Origin of the sequence: Nitratidesulfovibrio sp. D1, from assembly GCF_051133415.1 — a bacterium.
Classification (GTDB): domain Bacteria; phylum Desulfobacterota; class Desulfovibrionia; order Desulfovibrionales; family Desulfovibrionaceae; genus Cupidesulfovibrio.
The window spans coordinates 426,540-451,140 of sequence record NZ_JBPGNZ010000001.1; the positions used below are offsets into that span (position 1 = coordinate 426,540).

At 69.4% G+C, this 24,601-nt stretch carries 16 protein-coding genes and 1 riboswitch; of the genes, 7 read left to right on the top strand and 9 right to left on the bottom strand.

Features of this window, described 5'->3' with window-relative positions; translation table 11 throughout:
• Nucleotides 1–2 precede the first annotated feature (2 nt).
• The 6 genes from qrcB (at nt 3) to ACR4XJ_RS01835 (ending at nt 7,314) form a co-directional block, all read left to right on the top strand.
• Complete coding sequence (gene qrcB, locus ACR4XJ_RS01810; protein ID WP_434753599.1) at nt 3–2,078, top strand: menaquinone reductase molybdopterin-binding-like subunit QrcB; 2,076 nt, start codon at nt 3–5, stop codon at nt 2,076–2,078.
• A gap of 12 nt (nt 2,079–2,090) precedes the next feature.
• Entirely contained in the window at nt 2,091–2,858 is a 768-nt protein-coding gene (gene qrcC, locus ACR4XJ_RS01815; protein ID WP_333505792.1) for a menaquinone reductase iron-sulfur cluster-binding subunit QrcC, read from the top strand.
• A gap of 9 nt (nt 2,859–2,867) precedes the next feature.
• Nucleotides 2,868–4,121 (top strand): menaquinone reductase integral membrane subunit QrcD, encoded by a 1,254-nt coding sequence (gene qrcD, locus ACR4XJ_RS01820; protein ID WP_434753600.1) that lies wholly within the window; start codon nt 2,868–2,870, stop codon nt 4,119–4,121.
• A 137-nt stretch (nt 4,122–4,258) separates the two neighbouring features.
• Nucleotides 4,259–5,164 (top strand): amino acid ABC transporter permease, encoded by a 906-nt coding sequence (locus ACR4XJ_RS01825; RefSeq protein ID WP_434753601.1) that lies wholly within the window; start codon nt 4,259–4,261, stop codon nt 5,162–5,164.
• Between the two features lie 95 nt (nt 5,165–5,259).
• A complete protein-coding gene (locus ACR4XJ_RS01830; protein WP_434753602.1) occupies nt 5,260–6,126 on the top strand; it encodes a transporter substrate-binding domain-containing protein in 867 nt (288 codons plus the stop codon).
• 126 nt (nt 6,127–6,252) lie between these two features.
• On the top strand, nt 6,253–7,314 hold the full coding sequence (locus tag ACR4XJ_RS01835) for an amino acid ABC transporter permease (RefSeq protein WP_434753603.1): 1,062 nt from the start codon (nt 6,253–6,255) through the stop codon (nt 7,312–7,314).
• 33 nt (nt 7,315–7,347) lie between these two features.
• On the opposite strand, the gene ACR4XJ_RS01840 is transcribed toward ACR4XJ_RS01835, so the two are convergent.
• Both ACR4XJ_RS01840 and ACR4XJ_RS01845 read right to left on the bottom strand, forming a co-directional pair.
• Nucleotides 7,348–11,307 (bottom strand): ATP-binding protein, encoded by a 3,960-nt coding sequence (locus ACR4XJ_RS01840; RefSeq protein WP_434753604.1) that lies wholly within the window; start codon nt 11,305–11,307, stop codon nt 7,348–7,350.
• A 117-nt stretch (nt 11,308–11,424) separates the two neighbouring features.
• The gene (locus ACR4XJ_RS01845; protein WP_434753605.1) at nt 11,425–12,678 is read right to left on the bottom strand and encodes a lytic murein transglycosylase; all 1,254 of its coding nucleotides are present in this window, start codon (nt 12,676–12,678) and stop codon (nt 11,425–11,427) included.
• A 99-nt stretch (nt 12,679–12,777) separates the two neighbouring features.
• Here ACR4XJ_RS01845 and ACR4XJ_RS01850 point away from each other — a divergent pair, with 99 nt between their 5' ends.
• Nucleotides 12,778–14,241: a YihY/virulence factor BrkB family protein gene (locus ACR4XJ_RS01850; RefSeq protein ID WP_434753606.1), complete on the top strand. Its 1,464-nt coding sequence runs from the start codon at nt 12,778–12,780 to the stop codon at nt 14,239–14,241.
• Between the two features lie 242 nt (nt 14,242–14,483).
• Here the strand turns inward: ACR4XJ_RS01850 and ACR4XJ_RS01855 are convergent, their stop codons facing one another.
• From ACR4XJ_RS01855 to hflK, 7 genes are all read right to left on the bottom strand, one after another.
• Nucleotides 14,484–14,627: a hypothetical protein gene (locus ACR4XJ_RS01855; RefSeq protein ID WP_434753607.1), complete on the bottom strand. Its 144-nt coding sequence runs from the start codon at nt 14,625–14,627 to the stop codon at nt 14,484–14,486.
• Nucleotides 14,628–14,764: 137 nt separating this feature from the next.
• A riboswitch (FMN riboswitch) is annotated at nt 14,765–14,925 on the bottom strand.
• A gap of 535 nt (nt 14,926–15,460) precedes the next feature.
• Complete coding sequence (locus tag ACR4XJ_RS01860) at nt 15,461–16,927, bottom strand: sigma-54-dependent transcriptional regulator (RefSeq protein ID WP_434753608.1); 1,467 nt, start codon at nt 16,925–16,927, stop codon at nt 15,461–15,463.
• A gap of 204 nt (nt 16,928–17,131) precedes the next feature.
• On the bottom strand, nt 17,132–19,114 hold the full coding sequence (locus ACR4XJ_RS01865) for an ATP-binding protein (protein WP_434753609.1): 1,983 nt from the start codon (nt 19,112–19,114) through the stop codon (nt 17,132–17,134).
• 260 nt (nt 19,115–19,374) lie between these two features.
• Complete coding sequence (locus ACR4XJ_RS01870) at nt 19,375–21,138, bottom strand: response regulator (RefSeq protein ID WP_434753610.1); 1,764 nt, start codon at nt 21,136–21,138, stop codon at nt 19,375–19,377.
• A gap of 271 nt (nt 21,139–21,409) precedes the next feature.
• Nucleotides 21,410–22,105, bottom strand: a complete 696-nt coding sequence (locus ACR4XJ_RS01875) for a LexA family transcriptional regulator (protein ID WP_333505804.1) — start codon at nt 22,103–22,105, stop codon at nt 21,410–21,412.
• 382 nt (nt 22,106–22,487) lie between these two features.
• On the bottom strand, nt 22,488–23,342 hold the full coding sequence (gene hflC, locus ACR4XJ_RS01880) for a protease modulator HflC (protein WP_434753611.1): 855 nt from the start codon (nt 23,340–23,342) through the stop codon (nt 22,488–22,490).
• Nucleotide 23,343: 1 nt separating this feature from the next.
• Entirely contained in the window at nt 23,344–24,528 is a 1,185-nt protein-coding gene (gene hflK, locus ACR4XJ_RS01885) for an FtsH protease activity modulator HflK (protein ID WP_434753612.1), read from the bottom strand.
• Between the last annotated feature and the right edge of the window lie 73 nt (nt 24,529–24,601).

Below are 24,601 nucleotides of genomic sequence, written 5' to 3' on the forward strand. Positions count from 1 at the left end.
CTATGGCTCTGGACAGAAGAGGTTTCCTGAAGTTCATCGGCGGCGCCACCGCGGGCATTCTCGCCACCCCCGTCGTCTGGAAAAGCCTGGACGACGTGTCCATCTGGTCGCAGAACTGGTCGTGGATTCCGCGCAACATCGACGGCGCCAATTCGTACGTGCCCACCGTCAGCAAGCTGTGCCCGTCCGGTGTGGGCGTGCGGGTGCGGCTGGTGGACGGCCGCCCGGTGCGCGTGCTGACCAACAACGATCACCCCCTCGGCGGCGGGCTTTCGTCCATCGCCGCGGCGGAAGTGCAACTGCTGTACAGCCCCTCCCGCATGAAGCGCCCGCTCAAGCGCACCGCCGACGGCGCGTACGTGGGCATCACCTGGGAAGAGGCCGAAACCATGCTGGTGGAAGGCCTGAAGAAGGCCAAGGGCGGCGACAGGCTCGCCGTCGTCTCCGGCGACGAAACCGGCACCATCAACGAACTGTTCACGGCGCTGGCCGCCGAGATGGGTTCGAAGTCCTGCTTCCTGATGCCCGGCGAGGCCCAGCCCGCCGCCAAGGCGTGGGAACTGATGGGCGGCGAAGGCCAGGTGGGCTACGACATCGAGAAGAGCGACTACGTGCTCGCCATCGGCGCCAACGTGCTCGAAACCTGGGGCCCGGTCATCCGCAACCGCCACGCCTTCCGGGTGGGCCGCCCCCATGGCGAAGCCCCGGCCGTGCGTTTCGCCTATGCGGGTCCGGTGCAGAACAACACCGCCTCCACCGCCGACGTGTGGCTGGCCATCCGCCCCGGCACCGAAGCGGTGCTGGCGCTGGGTCTTGCCAACCTGCTGATCAAGGCGGGCGCTGCCAGCCCCGCCGCCGACTTCGCCGAGTTCAGGGCCCTGGCCGCCAGGTTCACCCCCGAACAGGTGGCGGCGCAGACCGGCGTGGACGCCAAGCGTCTTGCCGCCGTGGCCCAGGAACTGGCCAAGGCCAAGCGGCCGCTGGTCATCGCCGGGTCCGAGTTCGGACAGGGCGGCGGCGCGGCTCCCGTGCTGGCCGGCCTTGCCCTGAACTCGCTGCTGGGCTCCATGAACCGCGAAGGCGGCATCCGCGCCCTGCCCCACGCCCGCAAGGTGGTGCCTGCCGCCATGGACCGCAAGGCCCTGCTGCAGAACGACCTGGTGGCGTGGCTCGGCAAGGTGGCCTCCGGCAAGGCCGCGGCCCCGCAGGCGGTGGTCTTCTACGAGGCCAACCCCGTCTACGCGCTGCCCCAGGCCGACGCCGTCAAGGCCACGCTGGCCAAGGTGCCCTTCAAGGTGGCCTTCACCAGCTTCCTTGATGAAACGGCCATGGCCTGCGACCTCGTGCTGCCGGTGCCCATGGGCCTCGAACGCTTCGACGACGTGGACACCCCCTACGGCTGCGGCCAGGTGGTCTACGCCCTTGCCGTGCCCGCGCTGGCCCCCCTGGTGGACGCCCGCCCCGCCGGCGACGTGGTCATCGGCATCGCCAAGAAGCTGGGCGCCGACCTTGGCGTGGCCGCCTTCGCGGATGCCCTGAAAGCCAAGGCCGAAGCCCGCGGCGCGAGCTTCACCGAGCCTTCGGCCACCAACGCGCACGTGAGCGGCGCGGTGTTGCCGGTCAACGGCATCGCGCTGCGCCCCGACGTACTCTCCAAGGCCATCGACGTGAAGGCCCCGGCCTTCCCCGTCGCCCTCGCCCCGGTCGCCAAGCTGAACGTGGGCACCAGCATGACCGCCACCCCGCCCTTCAACACCAAGACCGTCCGGCGCTGGGAAATCCAGGGCAAGGAACTCTACGTGATGATGAACGGGGCCACGGCCGCCAAGCTGGGCCTGCGGAAGCACGACCGCATCGAGCTCTCCAACCCCGCCGGCAAGTTCACGGTGCGGGTGAACGTGTTCGAAGGCGTCATGAACGACACGGTCGCCGTGCCTGCCGGGCACGGGCACACCGCCTTCGACGAGTTCAGCAAGGGCAAGGGCGAAAACGTCATGCGCCTGCTCGCAGCTGGTGCGGAACCCGGCACGGGCCTTTCGGTCTGGACCAGCGCCGGCGTAAACATCGCCAAAGCATAAGGAACGTACGTCATGTCCTCATTCAAGGAATTCAAGATCAAGTGGGGAATGGCCATCGACCTGGACAAATGTACGGGTTGCGGCGCGTGCATGGTCGCCTGCCAGGCCGAGAACAACATCGCCCCCCAGCCGGACGCCAGCAACAAGCTGAAGTCGCTGAACTGGCTGGTCGTATACGAACTGACCAACGGCAAGCCCTTCCCCGAGCATGAAGTGGCCTACCTGCCCCGCCCCTGCATGCAGTGCGGCAAGCCCTCGTGCGTGTCGGTGTGCCCGGTCATCGCCACCGAAAAGAACGAGGAAGGCGGCATCGTCAGCCAGATCTACCCCCGGTGCATCGGCTGCCGGTACTGCATGGCCTCGTGTCCCTACCATGCCCGGTACTTCAACTGGTTCGATCCGATCTGGCCCGAAGGCATGGACAAGACCCTGACCCCCGACGTGTCGGTGCGTCCGCGCGGCGTGGTGGAAAAGTGCTCGTTCTGCCACCATCGCTTCATGCAGGCCAAGGACAAGGCCCGCGTGGAGGGCCGTGATCCCAACGCCCTCAACGACGGCGACTACATCACCTCGTGCACCGAGGCCTGCCCCAACGGGGCCATCGTGTTCGGCGACGTGAACAACCCCGCGCACAAGGTGCACGAACTCGTGAAGAGCAAGTACGCCTTCCGGCTGCTGGAACGCCTGGGCACCGACCCCCAGGTCTACTACGTCAGCCGCCGCGAGTGGGTGCGCCGTCTTGGCGACAACTATCTCGAAAACGAAAAGGTCAAAGGGTAGGGGGCGGCCATGGATAAGAACTACGACCTTCCCATCGACGCGGCGCTGTTCCCCGAAGGCTGCACGCGCTGCTCGCTGTCCAAGTTCCTCGTCTGGATCGCGGCCGTCATGGCCGTGTTCGGATGGGGTCTGTACGCCGCCTTCCGCGTGCTGTCCGAGGGCCTCGGCGTCACGGGCCTCGACGACTACTTCGGGTTCGGGCTGTGGATCACCTTCGACCTCGCGGTCATCGCCCTGGGCGCGGGCGCGTTCTTCACGGGCCTTCTGCGCTACATCCTGAACATCGACCCGCTGAAGAACATCATCAACCTCACGGTCATCGTGGGCTTCCTGTGCTACTCGGGCGCCATGCTCGTCCTGGTGCTCGACATCGGCCAGCCGCTGCGCGCCTGGTTCGGCTACTGGCACGCCAACGTGCACTCCATGCTGACGGAAGTGATCTTCTGCATCACCTGCTACTGCCTCGTGCTGATCATCGAGTACGTGCCGCTGATCCTCGAGCAAAAGCAGCTGAACCGCAACAAGCTGGTGCACGCCATCGCCCACAACTTCCACCTGATGATGCCGCTGTTCGCGGGCATCGGCGCCTTCCTGTCCACGTTCCACCAGGGGTCGCTGGGCGGCATGTACGGCGTGCTCTTCGCCCGCCCGTATATCGCGCGCGACGGCTTCTTCATCTGGCCCTGGACGTTCTTCCTGTACGTCCTCTCCGCCGTGGGCTCCGGGCCGGTGTTCACCGTGCTCGTGTGCACCATCATGGAAAAGATGTCCGGCAAGCGGCTGGTCACCTGGGAGATCAAGAGCCTGATGGGCAAGATCGCCGGCACCATGCTGACCGTGTACATGGTCTTCAAGCTGGCCGACACCTGGGCCTGGGCCAACGACATCCTGCCCCGCTCCGGCCTGACCTTCGACCAGCTGTTCTACGGCTGGATCTACGGCAAGTGGCTGCTGTGGGCGGAACTGTTCGCCTGCGGCGTGCTGCCCGCCATCATCCTGATCACGCCCTCGCTGCGCAACAACCGCACGCTGTTCTACACCGCGGCCATCCTTGACTGCATCGGCGTGACCATCAACCGCTACGTCATGACCGTGCAGGCCCTGGCCGCGCCGGTGATGCCCTTCGACAGCTGGGAAACCTACGCCCCCAACTGGGCGGAATGGGGCGCCAGCGCCATGATCATGGCCTACGCGGCCCTGATCCTCAGCCTGTCGTACCGCTACCTGCCGGTGTTCCCGCAGGAAGTGAAGCTGAACAAGTAGCGTCTGTTCCCAGGGGCCGCCAAGGCCGCGCAGACACCGCATGAACGGGCGGGACAGGGCAACCTGTCCCGCCCTTTTTCACGCCCGCGCCCATTCCGTCCGCGCCGTACACCTTGGCAGGGGACGTGTTGCGGCGTATGCTGCGCCACAGAATGGAAAATTCCCGACACGGCCGGGACCGCCCGGCCCCGCTCCCCGTTGCGGCGCACCGCACCGCGCCCGGCTCTCCGCCAGCCACGCCACCTGTCCCCTCCACTGGGCGCGCCCTGCTGCGCGTGGCCCGCGACGTGGCCCAATACTGCTGCGTCATGGGAGCGCTGGTGTGGATCACCCTGCGCGGCACCGCCGCATCGGGCTACGACTGGCAGTGGCATCGGCTGTGGCGGCACCTGTTCACGGTGACGTCCGACGGCGGGCTGCGCGCCGGGCCGCTGCTGGACGGCCTTGGCGTGACGTTGCAGGTGGTGGCGGCAAGCCTGGCCCTGGCGCTGCTGGCGGGCCTGCTGGCCGCGCTGCTGCGCCAGTCCGGCTCGCGCGTGGGCCGCGCGCTGGCCGTGGGCTACGTGGAGACGGTGCGCAACACCCCGCTGCTCATCCAGTTGTTCGTGGTCTACTTCGTGCTGGCCCCGGTGCTGGGCATGGGCCGCTTCGCGGCCGGGGTGTTGGCCCTTTCGCTGTTCGAGGGGGCGTACATCGCCGAAATCCTGCGCGCGGGCATCCTGTCCGTGCCCACGGGGCAGTGGGAAGCCTCGCGCAGCCTTGGCATGGACGTGCCCGGAACCTATATGGAGGTGGTGCTGCCCCAGGCGGCCCGCACCGCCCTGCCGCCCCTGACCGGGCAACTGGTGTCCCTGGTCAAGGATTCGTCCCTGGTCAGCACCATCGCCCTGCACGATCTGGCCATGCAGGCCCAGGCGGTGGCCGCCGACACGTTCCTGGTGTTCGAGGTCTGGTTTCTCGTGGCGGGCATGTACCTTGCCCTCACGCTGGCCCTTTCGGCCCTGGCGCAGTTGCTGGAACGCCGCCTGCGCTACGAATTCTGACGCGTCCGGACAGCCACTGGCCGGACGCGGCCACTCCGCCGCCCGGCGGCATCCCCGCGCCGCCACCGGCGGCAACACGCAACGGAGGCACACCCATGCACACGACCACTCCCCCCACCCGTCTCCATGGCCCGGCCCTGCTGCTGGCCGCCCTGCTGGCGCTTGCGGTGCTGCTGGCGCCGCACGCCCCCGCGCGCGCGGCCGACGCGTCCGTGCGCCAGAAACTGTCCGAGGAAAGCGTCATCGCCGACGTTCTGCAACGCGGCGTGCTGCGCGTGGGCTTTTCCACCTTCGTGCCGTGGGCCATGCAGGACAAGACCGGCAAGTTCATCGGCTTCGAGGTGGACGTGGCCACCCGCCTGGCCGAAGACCTGGGCGTGAAGGTGGAATTCGTGCCCACCAAGTGGTCGGGCATCATCCCCGCCCTGCTCACCGGCAAGTTCGACGTGATCATCGGCGGCATGAGCGTGAAGCCCGACCGCAATCTGAAGGTGAATTTCACCATCCCCTACGATTACGCGGGTATGGCCCTGATGGCCAGCCGCGCCACGGCCAGGGGCTTCACCAGCCTGGACGACTTCGACAAGCCCGAGGTGACCATCGCCGCGCGCACCGGCAGCACCGCCGCGGCGGCAGCCAAAAAGCGCCTGCCCAAGGCCACCCTGCGCCTGTTCGACGACGAGGCCCCGGCCATCCAGGAAGTGCTGTCCGGCCGCGCCCACGCCATGGTTTCCAGCGCGCCGCTGCCCGCCTTCGAAGCGCTGAAGAACCCGGACAAGCTGTTCCTGCCCGTGCCCGGCACCTTCACCAGCGAACCGGTGGGTTTTGCCGTGCGCAAGGGCGACGTGGACACCCTGAACGTGTTCGACAACTGGATCCGCCTGGTGGATGCCGAGGGCTGGCTGAAGGAGCGCAAGCACTACTGGTTCGAAACCAACGAGTGGGAAGCGCAACTGAAGTAGCGTTCCTCGCGCCATGGCCCGTGTCCCGCTTCCGGGCGCGCCGGACTCCCGCCGGGGGCGGCGCGCCCGGGATTGCCGGGGCATGCGCGCCAGCCCGGCAGGCACCCACAACCCTTCAGGATATCCATGGCTCCCCGCCCGTTCCCGGCCCTGCCGCCGGAGCACAACGTCCCGGCCTTTCCCCCGCGCCCCCCGCGCCCCAAGGGTGCGGACGAGGACGCGCGGCGTCCCGGATCGCCCTCTCCGCGTGACGCGTTCGGCACACCCGGCGCGGTGGAGGACTTCCTGTCGCCTCCGGCGGCGCGGCGGCTGGACGCGGCCCTGCTGGCCCTGCTGCTGGCCGCCGGTGCTTGGCTGTTCTGGAACGGGGCCGGCCGCATGGACTACGCCTGGAACTGGGGGGTGGTGGGGCAGTACCTGGTCCGCCATGACGCGGAACGGGGCTGGGTGCCGGGCATGCTGGCCCAAGGGCTGCTGGTCACGGTGCGCCTGGGGCTGTGGTCCACCCTGCTGGCCCTGTGCATCGGCACCGGCATGGGCCTCTTGCGGGCCAGCCCGCGCCTGTTCCGGCGCATGGTGGCGCGCACCTACGTGGAGGGGGTGCGCAACCTGCCGCCGCTGGTGCTGGTGTTCATCTTCCACTTCTTCGTGAGTTCGCAGTTCGCCCCGCTGCTGGCCGGGCTGTTCGCCCCCGTGGCCGATGGCGCGGCCTTCCTGCTGCCCCCGGTCGCGCGGGTGTGGCTGGCGGGGGCCTCGGCCGTGCTGCTGGCCCCGCCGGAGCAGTTGCCGGTGTTCCTTTCCGGGGTGGTGGTCCTTGGGCTGTATGAAGGGGCGTACATCACCGAAATCGTGCGCGCCGGGCTGGAGGGCGTGGGACGCGGCCAGTGGGAGGCGTCGGCCTCCACGGGGCTGACCCGGCGGCAGCAACTGCGCCACGTCATCCTGCCGCAGGCCTTCCGGCTCATCGTCCCGCCGCTGGCCGGGCAGTTCATCTCCACCATCAAGGATTCTGCCATCCTGTCGGTGATCTCCATCCGCGAACTGACCTTCCAAGGCATGGAACTGATGGCCGCCACCTACCTGACCTTCGAGATCTGGCTCACGGTGGCGGCCCTATACCTGGTGCTGACCTTTTCCTGCTCGCTGGCCGCGCGCCGCGTGGAACGGCGTCTGCGCCGGGCCATGTAGGCCGTTCGGCGCGGCTTCCCCGGCCTTTTGCGATCAGGCCGGCCCGACCTTTTCGACCGCCACACTTGGCGCGCCCACGAACCGGGCCAGCACCCGGCGCAGCGCCTGCACGTCCACCGGCTTCTCGATGTACTCGTCCATGCCCGCCGCCAGCAGCCGTTCGCGGTCGCCCTCCATGGCGTAGGCGGTCAGCGCGATGACCGGGACGCCCGGCCCGCCGGGCAGGTCCGTGGCCTGGCGGATGGCCGCCGTGGCCCGCAGGCCGTCCATGACCGGCATCTGCACGTCCATCAGCACCGCGTCGAAGCGTTCCGCCCGCAGGGTTTCCAGGGCCGCCGCGCCGTCCCCCACGGCCACCGCCTCGTAGCCCATCTTGTCCAGCAGCCAGAGCACGGTCAGCCGGTTCACGTGGTCGTCCTCGGCCAGCAGCAGGCGGCCGTGGCGCGCGGGCGCGGCATCCAGCCCGTTTCCGGCCTCCGGAGGCGCGGGCGTCCCGTCCGTCGCGGCGGCGGGCAGACGCAGGGTCACGACGGTGCCCCGCCCTTCGGTGCTGGATATGGATATCTCGCCGTCCATCAAGGCCACAATGCGCCGCACGATGGACAACCCCAGCCCGGCCCCGCCGTGCCTGCGCGACACCACGTCCTCCACCTGGGTGAACGGCTCGAAGATGGTGGCCAGCATGCCTTCGGGGATGCCGATGCCGGTATCTTCGACCTCGACAGTCAGCGCGCCCTTGCCGCCGGGACCGCGCGGCGTCCCGTACCGGGCCCGCAGCCGCACGTGGCCCCGGTCGGTGAACTTCACCGCGTTGCCCACGATGTTCAGCAGCATCTGGCGGATGCGCACCGGGTCGCCCAGCAGGCCGGGCGGCACGCCGTCCGCCGTGGCCTCCAGCACGATGTTCTTGCGCTCCGCCTCGGGCCGCAGCACGGCCTGCACCTCGTGCGCCAGCGCCGCGAAATCGAACGGCTCCTCGCGGATGGTCAGCCGCCCCGATTCCACCCCGGCCAGGTCCAGCAGGTCGCCCAGCAGGCGCGTCAGGGTACTGCCCGCCGCGTGGGCCACCTGCACGTAGCCGCGCTGTTCCGGGTCCAGGGGGGTGGCGTCCAGCAGTTGCAGCATGCCCAGCACCCCGTTCATGGGGGTGCGCAGTTCGTGGCTCATGTTGGCAAGGAAGGCGCTTTTGGCCCTGGTGGCGGTTTCCGCCGTCTCGCGCGCCTGGATCAGGTCGCGCTCGGCGTTCTTCCGTTCGGTGATGTCCATGCCGTAGATGTTGGCGTAGCCTCCGTCGGCGATGGGGTTCACGGTCATGGCGTAGCTGCGTCCGCCGCATTCGGCCTCGAACGTCTGCACGGTCCACGTGCGCAGGGCCTCGGCCACCGGTCCGGCGAACCGGGGGGGAAAGAGAGCGCCCACCCGCGCGCCGAAGCCTTCGAGGAAGGGGGAGCTGGATTTGTTGGCGTGCAGCAGCACCAGTTCCGGGTTCACCCGCATGACCGGATTGGGGTTCTCGCCGGGGAAGCGGGCCATGTCGCGGATCTCGCGTTCCGCCCGCAACCGCTCGCCGATATCGCGCACGAAGACCAGCGCGCCGTCGCGCACGCCCATCCGGAAGGGCACGGCCGACGTTTCGGCATCCACGATGGCCCCGTCCCTGCGCAGGATGCGCACGTGCCCCTGTGCCGTGCTGCGCCGGTCCTCGTTCAGCACGCGGATGCTCTCGGCCACCATGTCCCGGTCGTCGGGATGGATGAAGCCCAGCACGCCGCGCCCCATGATCTCCTTGGGGTCGTCCACCCCGAACAGGGCGCGCGCGGCGGGGTTGGCGTAGGCGAACCTGCGCTCCTTCTGCAGGAAGATGGCTTCCGGGGCGTTCTCCACCACCTGCCGGAAGCGTTCCTCGCTTTCGGCCAGACGCCGTTCGTAGGTCTTGCGCCGCTGGATGTCCTCCACCACCGCGATGAAATAGTCGGGCGCGCCGTCGGCCTTGCGCACCAGGGCCACGGTCAGGTTCACCCACACCGGCTCGCCGCCCTTGCGCAGGTACTGCTTCTCCATGGTGTAGTTGCCGATTTCTCCGGCCAGCACCCGGCGCATCTGGACAAGGTCGGTGTCGAGATGCTCCGGGTGGGTGATGTCCTGGAAGCGCAGTTCCGCCAGTTCTTCGGGCGAGTAGCCCACGATGGAGCACAGCTTGCCGTTGGCGCGCAGCCAGTTGCCGTCCGGGGACACCAGAGCCAGGCCCACGGCCGCCTGCTCGAAGGTGGCGCGGAAACGCGTCTCGCTCTCGTCCAGTTCGGCCTTGTGCCGGGCCCGGTCGCGCAGTTCGGCGTGCACGCTGGCCAGCAGTTCGGCCGCCGTGAACGGCTTGCGGATGTACCCCTGCACGGCGCCGTGCAGCAGGTGCGCCCGCAGGTCGTCGTCGGCCTTGGCGGTAAGCATCAGCACGGGCACGTCGGCCATGCCGGGGTAGCGGCGCAACTGTTCCACCATGCGCTGCCCGTCCACGCGGGGCATCATCACGTCGCACACGATGAGGTCGGGCCGCAGGTCCAGCGCCCTGCGCAGCCCTTCCTCGCCGTCGAAGGCCACGGCCACCGGGTGGTGCGGCCGCAGGATGTCCACGATGTGGGCGCTCATGTCGCGGTTGTCTTCCACCACCAGCACCAGTCCGTCGCCCTTGTCCGGCGTCCCGTCCGGTTCCGGCGACGGATGCCGGGCCTGACGGGCCGGATTCGTCAGATCGGCCGGATTCGCCGCGAAGCCCCCCGGCCCGGCGGGCTCCGCAGGGGCCACCTCCACGCCGGGCGGGGCGGCCAGGGGCAGCCGCACCTGGAACAGCGCCCCGCCCTCGGCCCCCTGTTCCACGCTGGCGGAGCCGCCGTGCAGTTCCGCGAATTCCTTGACGATGGCCAAGCCCAGGCCGCTGCCGCCATGCAGCCCCCGCGCCCCCTCGCCGCTCTGGCGATAGCGTTCGAACACCTCGCCGCGCAGGTCCGCGGGCACGCCGGGTCCGTCGTCGCTCACCGAAAGCAGCGCGTCGCCGCCCTGGCGTTCCAGGGTCACGGACACGCTGCCCCCGTCCGGGGTGAACTTGAAGGCATTGGACAGCAGGTTGAGCAGGATGCGGCGGTACTTGTCCGTGTCCACCTGCGCCGCGAGCCGCAGGGGCGCCTGCACCCCGTAACGCATGCCCCGCTGGGCCGCCAGGGTGTCGAAACAGGCGCAGGTGGCGCGCGTCAACGCGGACAGGTCCGCCTCGGCATGGCGCGGTTGTATGGCCCCGGCGTCCACGCGCGAAAGATCCAGCATGTCGTCCACGTGCAGGTGCAGCAACCGGGCGTTGCGCAGCATGGTGCCCAGCGCGCGGCGGCGCTCGTCGTCCTCCGGCGTTTCGGCCAGCAGCCGTTCCAGCGGTCCCAGCAGCAGGGTCAGGGGGGTGCGCAATTCGTGGCTGATGTTGGCGAAGAAGCGGGTCTTCAAGGCGTCCAGTTCATGCGCCCGCTCGCACCGGGCCACCAGTTCGGCGTTGGCCTTGCGCAGCCGCGCGCTGGTCGCGTCCGCCTCGGCGAGAGCGGCCCGCTGCCGCTCCAGGTCCCCGGCGGCGCGGTGGGCGGCGTCGCGCAGCCGCTGGTGGCCCAGGCTGAACAGCATCCCCATGGCCAGGAACATCCCCATGGTGAGCAGGCTCGTCGAATCGTCCACAATGAAGGACAGGCTGGGCGAAACGAAGAAGAACAGCGCCAGCACCGCCGAAAGCAGGGTGGCGGCGATGCCCCCCGCCATCCCCCCCGTCCACGAGGCGAGGAATACGGCGGGATAGAACAGGAACCACGCATAGGGCCGGATGTAGTCCCACAGCGCCCATTGCAGGGCCAGGGCGGTCAGGGGCAGGACCAGGGCGGGCAGCATGCCGCGCGGCGACACCGGGGGCGCGGGCGGAGACGGGGGACCGTGACGCGGGGATTCGGGGGGTTGGGCGACGGACATCGGGCCTCCTGGGCGGCGATGCCAAAAGCTAACCCCGGAAAAATCGGCCCACCATTATTACTCTGCCGGTTCGCGGCGCGCGCCATGCACGGAGGGGAACGGTCACGCCGGGCAAGGCTACCGCGCGGCCGAGGCCGTGGCGGCGGCCTTGGCGGGCTTGGCCTGTGTGGGCTTGGCCTGTGGAGCGGGGGTACCGGGCTTGGCCGGTGCGGGCTTGGAGGACTTGCCCGGCTGCGCGGACTTGCCCGCCACCTTGTCCGCCAGGGCCAGGATGGTGTTGGCGTAGGCCGCGCTGTTGTTGTAGCGCTTCAGCACGTTGTAGCGCGCGTCGCGCCGCATGCCGGGCTGCCAGCCGTGCCTGCCCAGGTAGTTGGACAGGCTGAACACCGCGTCGCCCACCGAGAACAGGTCCACCCGGCCGTCGCCGTCGCCGTCTACCCCGTAGGCCGGGATGTTGGAGGGCATGAACTGGCAGATGCCCACGGCGCCGTAGATGGAGCCGGGCATGGTCAGCGGATCCTGGCCCAGCGCGTCGGCGTGGCGGATGAGGGCCTTCAGTTCCTGGTAGGCCCAGTCCGACTTCTGGCGCATGCGCAGGGAAATCCAGTCCAGGTTGCCGTCCGCGCCGGGCAGCGCGGCGATGTAGCCGGGCACCATGTCCGGACTGTCGGCGGCGGCCATGGCGGCCAGGTTGCGGAAGGCGTTGCCCTTGCCCAGCGCGGTGCCCAGGCGCGTCTCCACGAACAGCAGCGACACGGCCACCTCGCGCGGCACGCCGTAGCGCGATTCCGCCAGCGAGAACCAGCGCGCGTTTACGGTCAGGAAGGCGCGGCATTTGGCCGCGTTCTCCTCGGTGACCACGCCGGGGTACATGGGCGGGGGCGGAGGCTTGGGTTTCTGGCCGGGGGGGACCGGTTGCGGCTCGGGGCGCAGGAACTTGGTGGTGTACAGTTCCTTGACCTTGCGGCCCATGGGGTCGGGCGAAACCGCATCGCCCAGTTGGGCGAACAGCGCGTCGATGCGCCCGCCGGACACGCCGTCGGCCGCCAGCCGCCCCAGCAGGGGGCTCCAGCAGGCGGCGGGCGAACCGGACAAACTGGACGGGCTGGACGGGCCGGACGAACCGGGAGAGCCGGGCGCATGGGCACTGGCCGCCTGCCCGGCGGCGTCCATCTTCACCTCGCCGGGGGCCAGGGGAGTGGCCGAGGCTTCGGGCGCTGCCTGCCGGGTGCCGCTGCACCCCGTCAGCAGCAGGGCGCACAGCGCGGCGGACGCCAGCGCGCGCCACGCGGCCACGCGGGACGGGGAGGGCGCGCGCTCCTCGCGCGGCACGTGATTGCCTGCATCGGTCCCGGTCTGGTACGCTTGCATGAGGCCATGGTACGAACTGTCCCGGTCCATGGCAAGGGGCTGATGCGGCCCCGCCCGGCTCGCCTTCCGCCTCGTCCCCCCTCAACCCGTGGAGGCCGGATGCACGGAACCACCCTGCGCGAGCGCGCCAAACGCGTGCGCCGCTATGTGACCCGCGACGTGTGGCAGGAACGCGCCGAAACAGGCCCCCCCGCCCGGCGCGGCCTGATCTGGCTGGTCCGGCGGGCCTTTCTGGCGGCGCTGGGCTTCGTGGACGACCAGTGCCTGCTGCGCGCCTCCGCCCTGACCATGACCTTCGTGCTGTCCATGGTGCCCTTCCTGGCCGTGGTGTTTTCCATCACCAAGGGGCTGGGCGTGCAGAACGCCGAGGTCACGCAGATGTTCCTGCTGCGGCTGGCGGCGGGCAACCAGGACACGGTGGCGCGCATCCTGGAATACGTGGAGCGCACCAGCGCGGGCCGCATGGGCGCGGTGAGCGCGGCCTTCCTGCTGGTGACCACGGGCATGCTCATGGCCAACATCGAGCGCTCGTTCAACGCCATCTGGAAGGTGCGCCAGGGCCGCAGCGCGTGGCGCAAGTTCACCGACTTCTTTTCGGTGATGCTGGTCTGCCCGCTGCTGATGGGCTCCGCCGTCACCCTGGGCGCCAGCCTGCGCAGCGGCAGGGTGGTGGGGCGGCTGCTGGAGGTGGCCCCGGTGGGCGAGGCCTACCTGCTGCTGCTCAAGCTGCTGCCGTTGTTCATGGTCTTCGTGGTGCTGCTGTTCCTGTACTCGTACATTCCCAACACGAAGGTGCGGCCCCGCGCGGCCATGGCCGGGGCGCTGCTGGCGGCCATGGCCTGGCAGGGCGCGGAATACGCGTACATGGTCTGGCAGGCCCGCTTCGCCAGCTACGGGCTGATCTACGGCAGCTTCGCGCAGGTTCCGCTGTTCCTGATGTGGCTGTACGTCTCGTGGGCGGTGGTGCTGTTCGGCGTGGAGGTGTGCCACGCGGTGCAGAACGCGCCCACCTTCGAAAAGCACCTCCGTGCCGGGCGGGTGAGCCGCCTGGAACGCGACCGGCTGGCCGTGCTGGCCATGCTGCTGCTTACCCGGGCCTTCGCGCGCGGCACGGGCGCGGTGCCCGGCCACCGCATGGCCGCCCTGCTGGACGCCCCGGACCACGTGCTGGACGACGTGCTGGACCGCCTGGCCCGCGAGGGCATGGCGGTGCGGGTGTGCGAGGATGCCCCGGCCTGGGTGCTGGGCGCGCCGCCCGACCGACTGCGCATCGCCGACGTGCTGCTGGCCCTGGCCGGGCGCACGCGGGGCGAGGGCGAGGAGCGGGTGGCCACGGCCTTCGAGTTCATCAACGCCACCCTGGCCCGGCTGGCCGGGGACATGGCCGCCAGCCCGGCCAACATGACCCTGCGCGCCTACCACGACACCACCCTGCCCGACTGGTTCGACGCGACGCCCGAGGCGGAGCCCGATGCTGAGCCCGATGCTGCGCTGGACGACGCGGATAGTACGAATGGTGCGAATGGCATGCATGAGGGCGGCAACGGCAAGGACAGGACTTGAAGGCGCGGCGGGGTAACCCCCGCCGCGCCGTTTTCATCATCCTGCCGTGCCATCCGGCGGATGGGCTTCACCCGCCTCCGGGGCTCCCGCCGGGCGTCGCAGTCGCCGGGCGGGCACGTTCCGGTGGCGGAAGCCCTCTTCCCTGCCCCTTCTCCGGTTTCTTCATCCGGTTCCTTCTCACGGGCCCGGCGTCGCAGTCGCCATGGCCCGCAGGGGCGGGGATGCCGGGGCACGCCGGTCCGCTACACCATGCCCACCCCCCTGGAGTTGCCGGTGCGGCCGCACCTTGCGCGCAGGGCGTCCAGGGCCTGCGGCACGGGCGTGACGGGCGACAAGGGAGGGCCGGTGGCTCCGGCCGCGACGGAAGTGGGGGACAACTGATTCATGGCGCATCTCCTTGGCTGGAGGTCCAGAATCAGGGCGTGTGGAAACGCGGCGTGACGGCGCGCACGATGCGTGTCCGCCGTCACGCGAAACGCCGCGCCAGTGCGTGGGATGCCCACGTGGCTGGCCGTGCGGCGCACCGCGTCCTCTTTCATCCGGACTGTTACCGTCGGCCCCGGCATCTCACCGGGTCTGCTGACCCCGCTCCACGACGGAGCGGGCGCTCGCGGGCTCTCCGGCGCGGCGTGGCCGCGCGGGAATACCGCCGGTGGGGACTTTCACCCCGCCCTGAGGATTCGGGCCGGATGCTACAGCCGCCGCCCGTGCGAGGCAAGGGGGAATCGGGCGCGGGGCCTGAGGCCGGGTGCGCGAACCGCCATGCCCCCGCCCGCGCGCATGCCGGAAAAGTCGAAAGCCTTCTGCGGGACGGGGGGGATGTCCGCACAGAAGGCTTCCGAAAGGGGGGATCTGAGGTAACACCCCGGAACCTCGGGCGGATGGGGGGGGATATCCGCCTGGGCCCGGCACATCAGAGCCTGTGTTCGACTGCGGGGGTCGGGGGGGGGACCGCCGATACGGCTAGTGTCCCGCAGTCGTTTCTTTGATTTAGCAATCCGCGTGCCACAATGTGAGCGGACACTATCTGCGGCGTATTCTCAACAAATACACGCAAATATAACGCCAGAAGAATTCCGTGCCCGGGCGTGCGCCCTTTTCCCACCCGTTACCGTGCGGAATCGCACGCGCGATTCCGCACAGTAGGGCGTTCCCGCACATATCACCAGATCCCCCATGCGAAAGGTAGGGGTTTCCGAGCCGGTGGTCCGCGCACCCGCTACTTGGCAAGCCGCCGGTGCAGGGCGAACCGCGAGATGCCCAGGTGCGCCGCCGCGCGGCTCTTGTTGCCGCCGAAGCGCTCCACCGCCTTGCGCACCAGGGCGTCCACCAGCGCCTCCACGTCGAAGGGGGCGTCGGGCAGGGTCAGGTTGTCCGGGTCCAGCCGCCACGCGCCCGGCCGGTCGCCGTCGCGCCGCACGGCCAGCGGCGACTCGCCCGCGCCGTCCTCGTCCAGAAAGCCCAGATGCCGGGCGGTGAGCGCGGGTCCGTCGTGCAGCAGCACGGCGCGCTCCACGGCGTTTTCCAGTTCGCGCACGTTGCCGGTCCACGGATGGCGTCCCAGCAGGCGCAGGGCGTCGGGCGAGAGCGCGGTGAAACGCTTCTTCTTGCGCACCGCCTCGCGTTGCAGGAACAGCCCGGCCAGCACGGGGATGTCCTCCGGCCGTTCGCGCAGCGGGGGAATGCGCAGGTGCCCCACCCGCAGCCGGTGGTACAGGTCGCGCCGGAACTGCCCGGCCTCCACCATGGCCGCAAGGTCGCGGTTGCCCGCGCAGATCACCCTGGCCCGGAATTCGCGCCGCTTCACCCCGCCCAGGCGGTAGAAGCAGCGCTCTTCGAGCACCCGCAGCAGCTTGGGCTGGAGCGTCAGGGGCATTTCCGCCACTTCGTCCAGGAACAGGGTGCCGCTGCCCGCCAGTTCCAGCTTGCCGGGGGCGCCCCCGGCGCGGCTGCCGGTGTAGGCCCCCGGCTCGTGCCCGAACAGTTCCGCCTCGAACAGTTCGTGGGGAATGGCCGCGCAGTTCAGGGCGATGAACGGGGCGTCGTTGCCCGATTCGCCGTAGTGGATGAGCCGGGCCACCACTTCCTTGCCGGTGCCGGTTTCGCCCTCGATGAGCACGGGCACGGACGGCTCGGCGTGGAACACCCGCGTCTCGTCCAGCAGCGTGGACATGACGGACGAGGCCGCCACCACCTCTCCGATGCCGGTCACCTGGCGCAGCCGGGTGCGGGCCGATTCCAGTTCGCGGCGCAGGGCGTCGGCCCGCTGTTCCACGGCCTCGTCGAGGTGTTCGCGCAATTCGCGGTTTTCCATCAGCAGGGCCTGATGCTCCGCGCAGCGCTCCACCACCGCCGCCAGTTCGCGGGCGTTGATGGGCTTGTTCAGGTAGTCATAGGCCCCGCGCCGCAACGCCTCCACGGCGGTTTCCATGTCGCCGTGGCCGGTGATGAGCACCACGTCCGCCTCGGCGGTGGAGGAATCCTCCTTGAGGTGCGAGAGCAGCGTCAGCCCGTCCATGCCGGGCATGCGGATGTCGGTGATGATCAGCGGAAACCAGGTGGTGCGGGCTTCGGCCAGCGCGGCCAGCGGGTCTTCGAAGGGCGTGGGTTCGTGGCCCAGGTCGTGCAGGACGAGGCTGAGGCTCTGGAGGCTCGGCAGGTTGTCGTCGACGATGAGTATGCGCATGCGGGATGTCCTGTTGGCGCCTTGGGTTGCACCTTGGTCTGCGCCGTGCCGCGCACTGGCGTGCACGCGCGGCGCGCGGTCCATCCCCCCCTTGTTCCGTTCTTCCTGTCTATCCTTTCCTGTCTATCCTTTCCTGTCTGGGCGGCCCCGTGGCCGCGTGGCGCGCAGCCCCCCGGCGATGCGCTGTTCATGCCGCAAGGCGGTCTATCCGCCCCCTGCGGCCCCCTCCGGCCCCTCGCCGCCCCCCGGCGGCTCGGCCCGGCGCAGGGCCAGGGTGAAGGCGGCTCCGGTCATGGGCGGCTCGCCGCCAGACACGGAAATCTCGCCGCCCCACGATTCCACGAAGCTGTGCACGATGGCGAGGCCCAGCCCCAGCCCCTTGTGCGGATCCTTGGTGGTGAAGAAAGGATCGAAGACCCGGCCCTCCAGGCCCTGCAAGCCCGGACCGTTGTCGGACACGGTCAGCAGCACGCGGCCCGGCGACGAGGCCTCGATGCGGATGCGCCGGTCCGGGCTGTCTGCCCATTCCTTGGCGTCCAGCGCGTGCATGGCGTTGACCACCAGGTTGATGACCACCTGTTCCAGTTGCACCGGGTTGGCGCGCACGGCGGGCAGGTCCGGCGGCAGCACGCGCTCCACGGTCACCCGGTGGGCCCGCAGTTGCGCCCCCACCAGGCCCAGGGCCCGGTCCACCGCCGCCTCGACCTGGGTGGGCGTCAGGGCCGCGTCGCCGTGGGCCACCAGCGCCCGCATGTGGTCGATGATGTCGCGGATGCGCGCCGCTTCGCCAAGGATGAGCGAAAGACGGGCCAGCAGGGTTTCGCGGTCCGGGGCGCGGTCCTTTTCCGCCAGCATTTCCAGGCTGCCCGCGTACAGTTGCAGGGCCGAAAGGGGCTGGTTGATCTCGTGGGCGATGCCCGTGGCCAGGGTGCCCATGGCCTCCAGCTTGCGGGCGCGTTGCAGCCGTTCCTCCACGCGCAGGCGGTCGGTCTCGTCCTCCAGCATGACGATGACCGAATCCACCCCGCCGTCCCCGGCCAGGATGGGGCACGAGGTCAGGCGGTACGATCGCCGCCCGCCGGAGCGGGCCGTGGCCTCCAGCCGCCATTCGTGGGTCTGGCCGTCGCGGAAGGTGGCCAGGCAGGCGCAGCCGGGGCAGCGGGCGTTGTCCTCGCCGCAGTGCTCGGCCAGCATGTGGCACAGCAGGCCGCCGGACGCCGCCGCATCGCCGAACCATTCGCGCAGGCGCGGGTTGGACGCGGTGATGCCCAGCGCCCGGTCCAGCACGGCGATGCCCAGGGTGAGGTTGTCGGTAATGGAACGGTAGCGCCCCTCGCTGATGGACAGGGCTTCCTGCGCCCGCACCCCGGAAGTAATGTCGATGCCCAGCTTGAGCACCAGGGGCGAACCGTCCACGTCCTCGAAGGGGTAGGAATAGATGCGGAAGGCGGAACGGCGTTCCGGGCAGGCCCAGTCGTACACGCACAGGGTGCGCGAATCGAACACGTCGAAGGGAGGGCACAGCGCGCAGGGCCTGTTCTGGCCCCGGATCACCTCGTAGCAGGGGCGGCCCACGCCGGGGCCGAACAGTTGGCGAAAGCCCCGGTTCTCGTAGCGGATGGAATAGTCCGGCCCCAGCAGCACCACGTAGGCGGGCAGCCGGTCCAGCAGGTTGAGCAGCCGGGTGCGTTCGGTCCAGGCCGGGGCGGGTCCCTCGCTGGACAGGCTGGACAGGGGGGTGGCCGTCAGGCTGGCGCACAGCACCGGCTCCGCCCCGTCCTTTCCGGACGCCGCCCGCGCGGCGCCGCGCAGGGGGCGAGGGGTGACCAGCAGTTCCACCGAGGTGCCGGTTTCGCCGCGCAGGGACAGGGAATAGGGAGTGGGCGCCGCGGCCGTCCGGCGATGCATCTCGCGCTCGAGCACGGAAAGGTTGCCGGGGGTGGAAAGTTCGCCCACCAGGCGCGGCAGGAATTCCGCCTCCGGCCAGCCGGTCTGGGGCAGGATGACCGAGGCCGCGTAGGCGAAGCCGCCCGCGGGCGGGGCGTCGTGCGCCGGGGCCTGGCCCGTGGAGCCTGACGGGCCTGTGGAGCCTGCCGCATCGGCGGGGGCGTGCGGCGCACCGGGGGTATCGGCGATCTGGGCCAGCAGGGCGGCCACCGGCGGCGGCAGGCGGCGCGGCAGGCGCATCACCCGGCCCGCAGCCGTCGGGCCGCCCGGAGCCAGCGGCGGAAAGCCGTCTCCGGCGGGCGCGGATGCGGAACGGGACGCGTGCGGGGAAAGGGGCGCGTCATCCCCCTCGGATGGGACGGGCTGTGCCGCGTGATCGTCCGATGTGCGCATGGTGATGCGGCATAGTGTTCCTTTTCGCACACTGCGTCAAAGTCTTTTCCATGCGGCATGCAGTGCGATATCGCACGCAGCGTTGCGCAAGGCCGTTGCCGACGGGCTCAGCCCTGCCGGACAAGCCCGGCCAGACGCGCCACCCGCGCGATTTCCTCGTGAAAGGCGGCGGGCTGGATGGGCTTGGCCACGTACCCGTCCATACCGGCCGCCAGCATGCGCTCGCGGTCGCCCGCCAGGGCGTGGGCGGTCATGGCCACCACGGGCAGGGCCGGGCTGACGCCGGGGTGCATGGAATTGCGGATGCGCCGCAGGGTTTCGAAGCCGTTCATGCGCGGCATCTCCACGTTCAGCAGCACCAGGTCGAAGCGTTCCGCCGCCAGGCGGGTCAGGGCCTCCACGCCGTCCTGGGCCGTGGAGCAGGTATGTCCGCGCCGTTGCAGCAGACGCGCGGCGATGGTGCGGGCCACCTCGCTGTCGTCGGCCACCAGCACGTGCAGCGAACGGCCGGCCGGTTCGCCGGGCTGAAGATCGGACAGGGGTGCGGGCCGGGATGCTGAATGGGCGGAAGGCTGGTCGTGCGGCCGCGCCGGGCGCGGGGCTCCGCCCGCCGGGGCCGCCGGACAGGTCGGCGGACAGTCCGGCCCGCCGGGGGCGGTCGTGGCGGCACGGGCCACCCCTGCCTGGGCGGCGGGGGCCGGGCGAAGACGGCAGGTGAAATGGAACGAACTGCCCGCTCCCGGCGTGCTGCGCGCCCAGATGCTGCCGCCCATCATGCCCACCAGTTGGCGACAGATGGCAAGGCCCAGGCCGGCGCCGCCGTAGGTGGCCCCGGTATCTTCCGAAGCCTGGGCATACATGTCGAAGATGGATTCCAGCCGGTCCTCGGCGATGCCGATGCCGGTGTCGCGCACGGTGAACAGCAGGGTGGCCCCGCCCGGCTCGCCGGGGGGAAACAGCGATTCGAACAGGCTTGGCGGCGAGGGCACCGGAGCCACTTCCACCGAGACCACCCCCGCATGGGTGAACTTCACCGCGTTGCCCACAAGGTTGGCCAGCACCTGGGTCAGCCGCACCGGGTCGCCCGCCAGCATCGGGGGAATCTCCGGCGCCACCCGCCAGGACAGGGCCAGCCCGCGCCGGGCCGCCTCGGACTGCACCGAGCGCATCACCTTGCGCACCACGGCGGCGGGCTCGAAGGGGCGCTCCACCAGGCGGATCTGCCGCGCCTCCAGCCGGGAGAAGTCCAGCACGTCGTTGAGCAGGGCCAGCAGCGTTTCGGCAGATTCCAGCACCGTCACCAGATGGTCGCGCTGTTCCTCGTCCCCGGCCGATTCCAGCGCAAGGTCGGTCATGCCCAGAATGCCGTTGAGCGAATTGCGGATCTCGTGGCTCATGCCCGCGAGAAAGGCGCTTTTGGCGATGCTGGCGTTCTCGGCGGCGCGCCGCGCCTCGTCCAGTTCGCGCACGGCGCGGTGCTTCAGCAGGGCCACCTCGATGGTGGAATGCAGTTCGCGCTCCTCGAAGGGCTTCACCAGAAAGCCGAACGGCCCGCAGGACTTGGCCCGCTCCAGGGTGGCGGCGTCGGAAAAGGCCGTCAGGAACACCACCGGCACCCCGTACTGGGTGGAGATGCGCCCCGCCGCCTCTATGCCGTCCATGGTGCCGCGCAGGCGGATGTCCATCAGCACGAGGTCGGGCCGCAACTCGCCCGCCACGCGCACGGCCTCCTCCCCGTCGGCGGCCATGGCGGGCACGGCGTACCCCAGGCGTTCCAGGGTGCGCCTGATGTCCAGCGCCACGATCTGCTCGTCGTCGACGATGACCACCGAAGGGCGGGAAGATTCCGGAATGGGCTGCGATTGCGTCATGGAGCGCTGTCCGGCGGTGCTGAGGGATTGGCGGCGGGGCCTGTGACGCATGCGGGGAGGCGGGCAGCGCGACGGATCGGATTCACTTCGGCATATGCCGCGTTTCACCATTCAATGCAAGATATCTGATGCGCGACACACCCAGCCCCCACCGGTTTTCCCCCATTCCACGACGCAAAAGGGGCCGTGCCGCCTTCACGGCACGGCCCCTTCCTGATGGCCTGTTCGTGTTCCCCCCGCAGGTCTTGCGCTGCCGCAGGGAATACGGAGATCAGAACCGTTGCAGCACCCAGGCCACGCGGCCCACGATGCGCTCCGCGTGCTTGTCCACGGGCAGGTACTGTTCGGGGTGGGCCGGATTTTCGGAACGCAGCACGAAGCGCCCCTTCTCCGCATCGAGAAAGATGCGTTTCAGCGCCACGCCCTCGTAAGGAACGTACACGCCGTACAGTTCTCCGGAAACCACATTCTTCTGCACCGTATCGATGCCCACGTAGGCGCCCTTGCGCACCAGCGGTTCCATGCTCGATGCGTCCATGCGCACCACCTGCACGGTGGGGCCGGAGTACGACTGCGGTACGGACAGCTTGCCGATGGCCTTCAGCGGGCCACCGCCCTGCTCCGTGACCTCGCAGTGCATGGAATGCACGGTGACCACGCTGCTCTTGGCATCCGGGTCGCCGTAGCGGGCCGGATCCTCCAGCACCATGCCGGCGGCGGGGGCGTCCAGAGGCTGGTAGCCCTGCTCGGTGCGCAGGTACATGGGTCCGGAGGCCTTCTTGAGCCAGTCGGGGTTCAGGCCGAACTTCTCGAACAGCTTCATGTACCAGTCGGAAGGCACGGAATTGCGGCGCTTGGCGTCGGAAATGCTGGACTGTCGGATGTCGAGCACCTCGGCGAGTTCCACTTGGGTACGCGTATTGGTGGCCAGCTTGATGCGCTCAAAAACTTCTTCAAAGGTGGACACGGTGTTCTCCCATTCAAGAATTACGGCCCCACGGCCGCGCCCCGGCGCGGCGGAAACCGGTCCCCGGCGTGCGCCTCACATTCCTGGAGGTTGCGGCGCACCGTGGAGTGCTGCCTCGCATGGAACGAGCGACACGTCAATGCCGTGATGCAGGTGCTCGCCTGAAAACGGATGCACCGCATCGGCAACGCTGCGTCGCTCGTTACCGCCCGCATGCCGGGTCGTTACGCATTCTGGCAATACAAAAACGGTGCCACCTCTGGATAGGGTCCATGATTCCCGGTGGTAGCAGCCTGTATAGCGTAACGCGCTTTCCGGTATCGGAGCGACAGCCCGTAACATTGTTACACTGCCCGTGAAAAGGCAGTGTAACAATGTTACACTAGCGCCCCTGGAACTGTTTCAGGAACGGATCGTTGGGGGTGAGGATGATGCGCGTGTTGTCGCGGAACACCTTGCGGTAGGCGTCCAGGCTGCGCTGGAAATCGTAGAATTCCGGCGACTGCGTAAGCGCTTCGGAGAAGATGCGCGCGGCGTCGGCGTCGCCTTCGCCCCGCAGCACCTCTGACTTGCGGGTGGCCTCGGCCATGAGCACGGTGCGCTCGCGGTCGGCGGCGGAGCGGATCTTGGTCGATTCCTCCTGGCCTTCCGAGCGGTACTGCTTGGCCTGGCGCTCTCGTTCGGCGCGCATGCGGCCGAAGATGGCGCGCTGGTTCTCCGTGGGCAGGTCGGTGCGCTTGATGCGCACGTCGATGATCTCCATGCCGTACTCGCGCAGCAGTTCAGAGGTGCGGGCCGTCACCGCGCCCATGATTTCGGCGCGCTTGGAAGAGACCACCTCGGTCAGGGTGTTGCGCCCCACAAAGACGCGCAACTGCGAGTACACGGTGTCGTCCAGGCGGGCCTGGGCGCCGGGAATGGTGCGCACGGTGCGGTAGAAGGTCAGCGGGTCGGTGATGCGCCAGCGGGCGTAGTTGTCCAGCACGATGGCCTTCTTGTCGCTGGTCAGGGCCTCGGCCGAGCGGGCGTCGTAGTCCAGGATGCGCGCGTCGAAGTACACCACGTTCTGGACGAACGGCAGCTTGAAGTGCAGGCCGGGCGTCACCACGCCGCCGACGGGCTCGCCCAGCTGCAGCACGATGGCCTTCTGGGTCTGGTGCACGGTGTACATGCACTGGCTGCCCATGATCAGCAGCGCCGCAAGGGCGATGAGCACGGTAATGGTACGGCGATCCATGCTATTCGCTCCCCTTGCGGGCCGCGCCCGCGTCGCCCCGGGGCCGCGCCCCGTCCAGCGGCAGGTAGGGCAACATGCGCGCCCCCGCCTCGCCGGGAATGACGATCTTCTCCATGCCGGGCGCGGAAAGCACCTCTTCCATGGCCTCCAGGTACAGGCGCTTGCGGGTCACGTCCTTGGCCTTGTTGTATTCCTTCAGCACGGCCAGGAAGCGGTTGGCCTGGCCCTCGGCCTCGCGCACTCGGGCCTGCCGGTACGCCTCGGCCTGGTTGACCACCTCGGCGGCCAGGCCACGGGTGCGGGGAAGTATCTCGTTCTGGTAGGCCTCGGCCTCGTTGATGATGCGGCTCTTGTCCTCGCGGGCGCTGGCCACGTCCTTGAAGGCGTCGATGACCTCTTTCGGCGGGTGCACGTCCTGCATCTGCACGGCCAGCACGCGCACGCCCACCTGGTAGATGTCCAGGATATCCTGCAACAGCGCCAGCGTGTCGTTCTGGATGAGCTGCTTGCCGTCGGTGAGGGCGGCGTCGATGCGGCTGTTGCCGATGACCTCGCGCATGGCGGCTTCGCCCGCGCTGCGCACCACGGCGGAGGGGTTGGTGACGTTGAACAGATACTGGACGGGGTCCTTGATCTGGTACTGGATGCTGAACTGCACGTTGACGATGTTCTCGTCGCCCGTGAGCATGGCGGCTTCCTCGGGCACGATGCGCCCGCCCCCCTGCTGGAACGACGCGCCCTGCGCCAGCGAGCGGAAGCCCACCTCGGCCCGTTGCACCTGGGTCACCTTGGGGGTGTACACCGACTCCACGGGGAACGGCAGGTGATAGTGCGGTCCCGATTCCACGGTGCGGTCGTAGCGGCCGAAGCGCAGCACCACCCCCAGTTCGTCGGGCTCGACGATGTAGATGCCCGATGCCGCCCACAACAGGACGAACACCAAGACCACCAGCTTCCCGGCGGGGAAGGGGTATTCGCGGAATTTGCGGAAGGTTTCCCCGAGCTTTTCGAAGTCCGGTCCGGAGGGGTCGTCCCAACCGCCGGGGCCGCCAGGGCCGCCGGAACCACCGGAACCGCCCGAACCGCCGGAGCCCCCGTCGTCACCGTCGCCGGAGCCGCCGGAACCACCGCGCCACCCGGAGTGCCGCTGCCGTTTTTCTTGCAGTTTTTCCCAATCCCAGTTCATAATGCCTCAAAAATAGGGCAGATGTGGAATGCGGTCAAGGCATGACGCCGATTTGCGGCCCCACCCCGCCTGC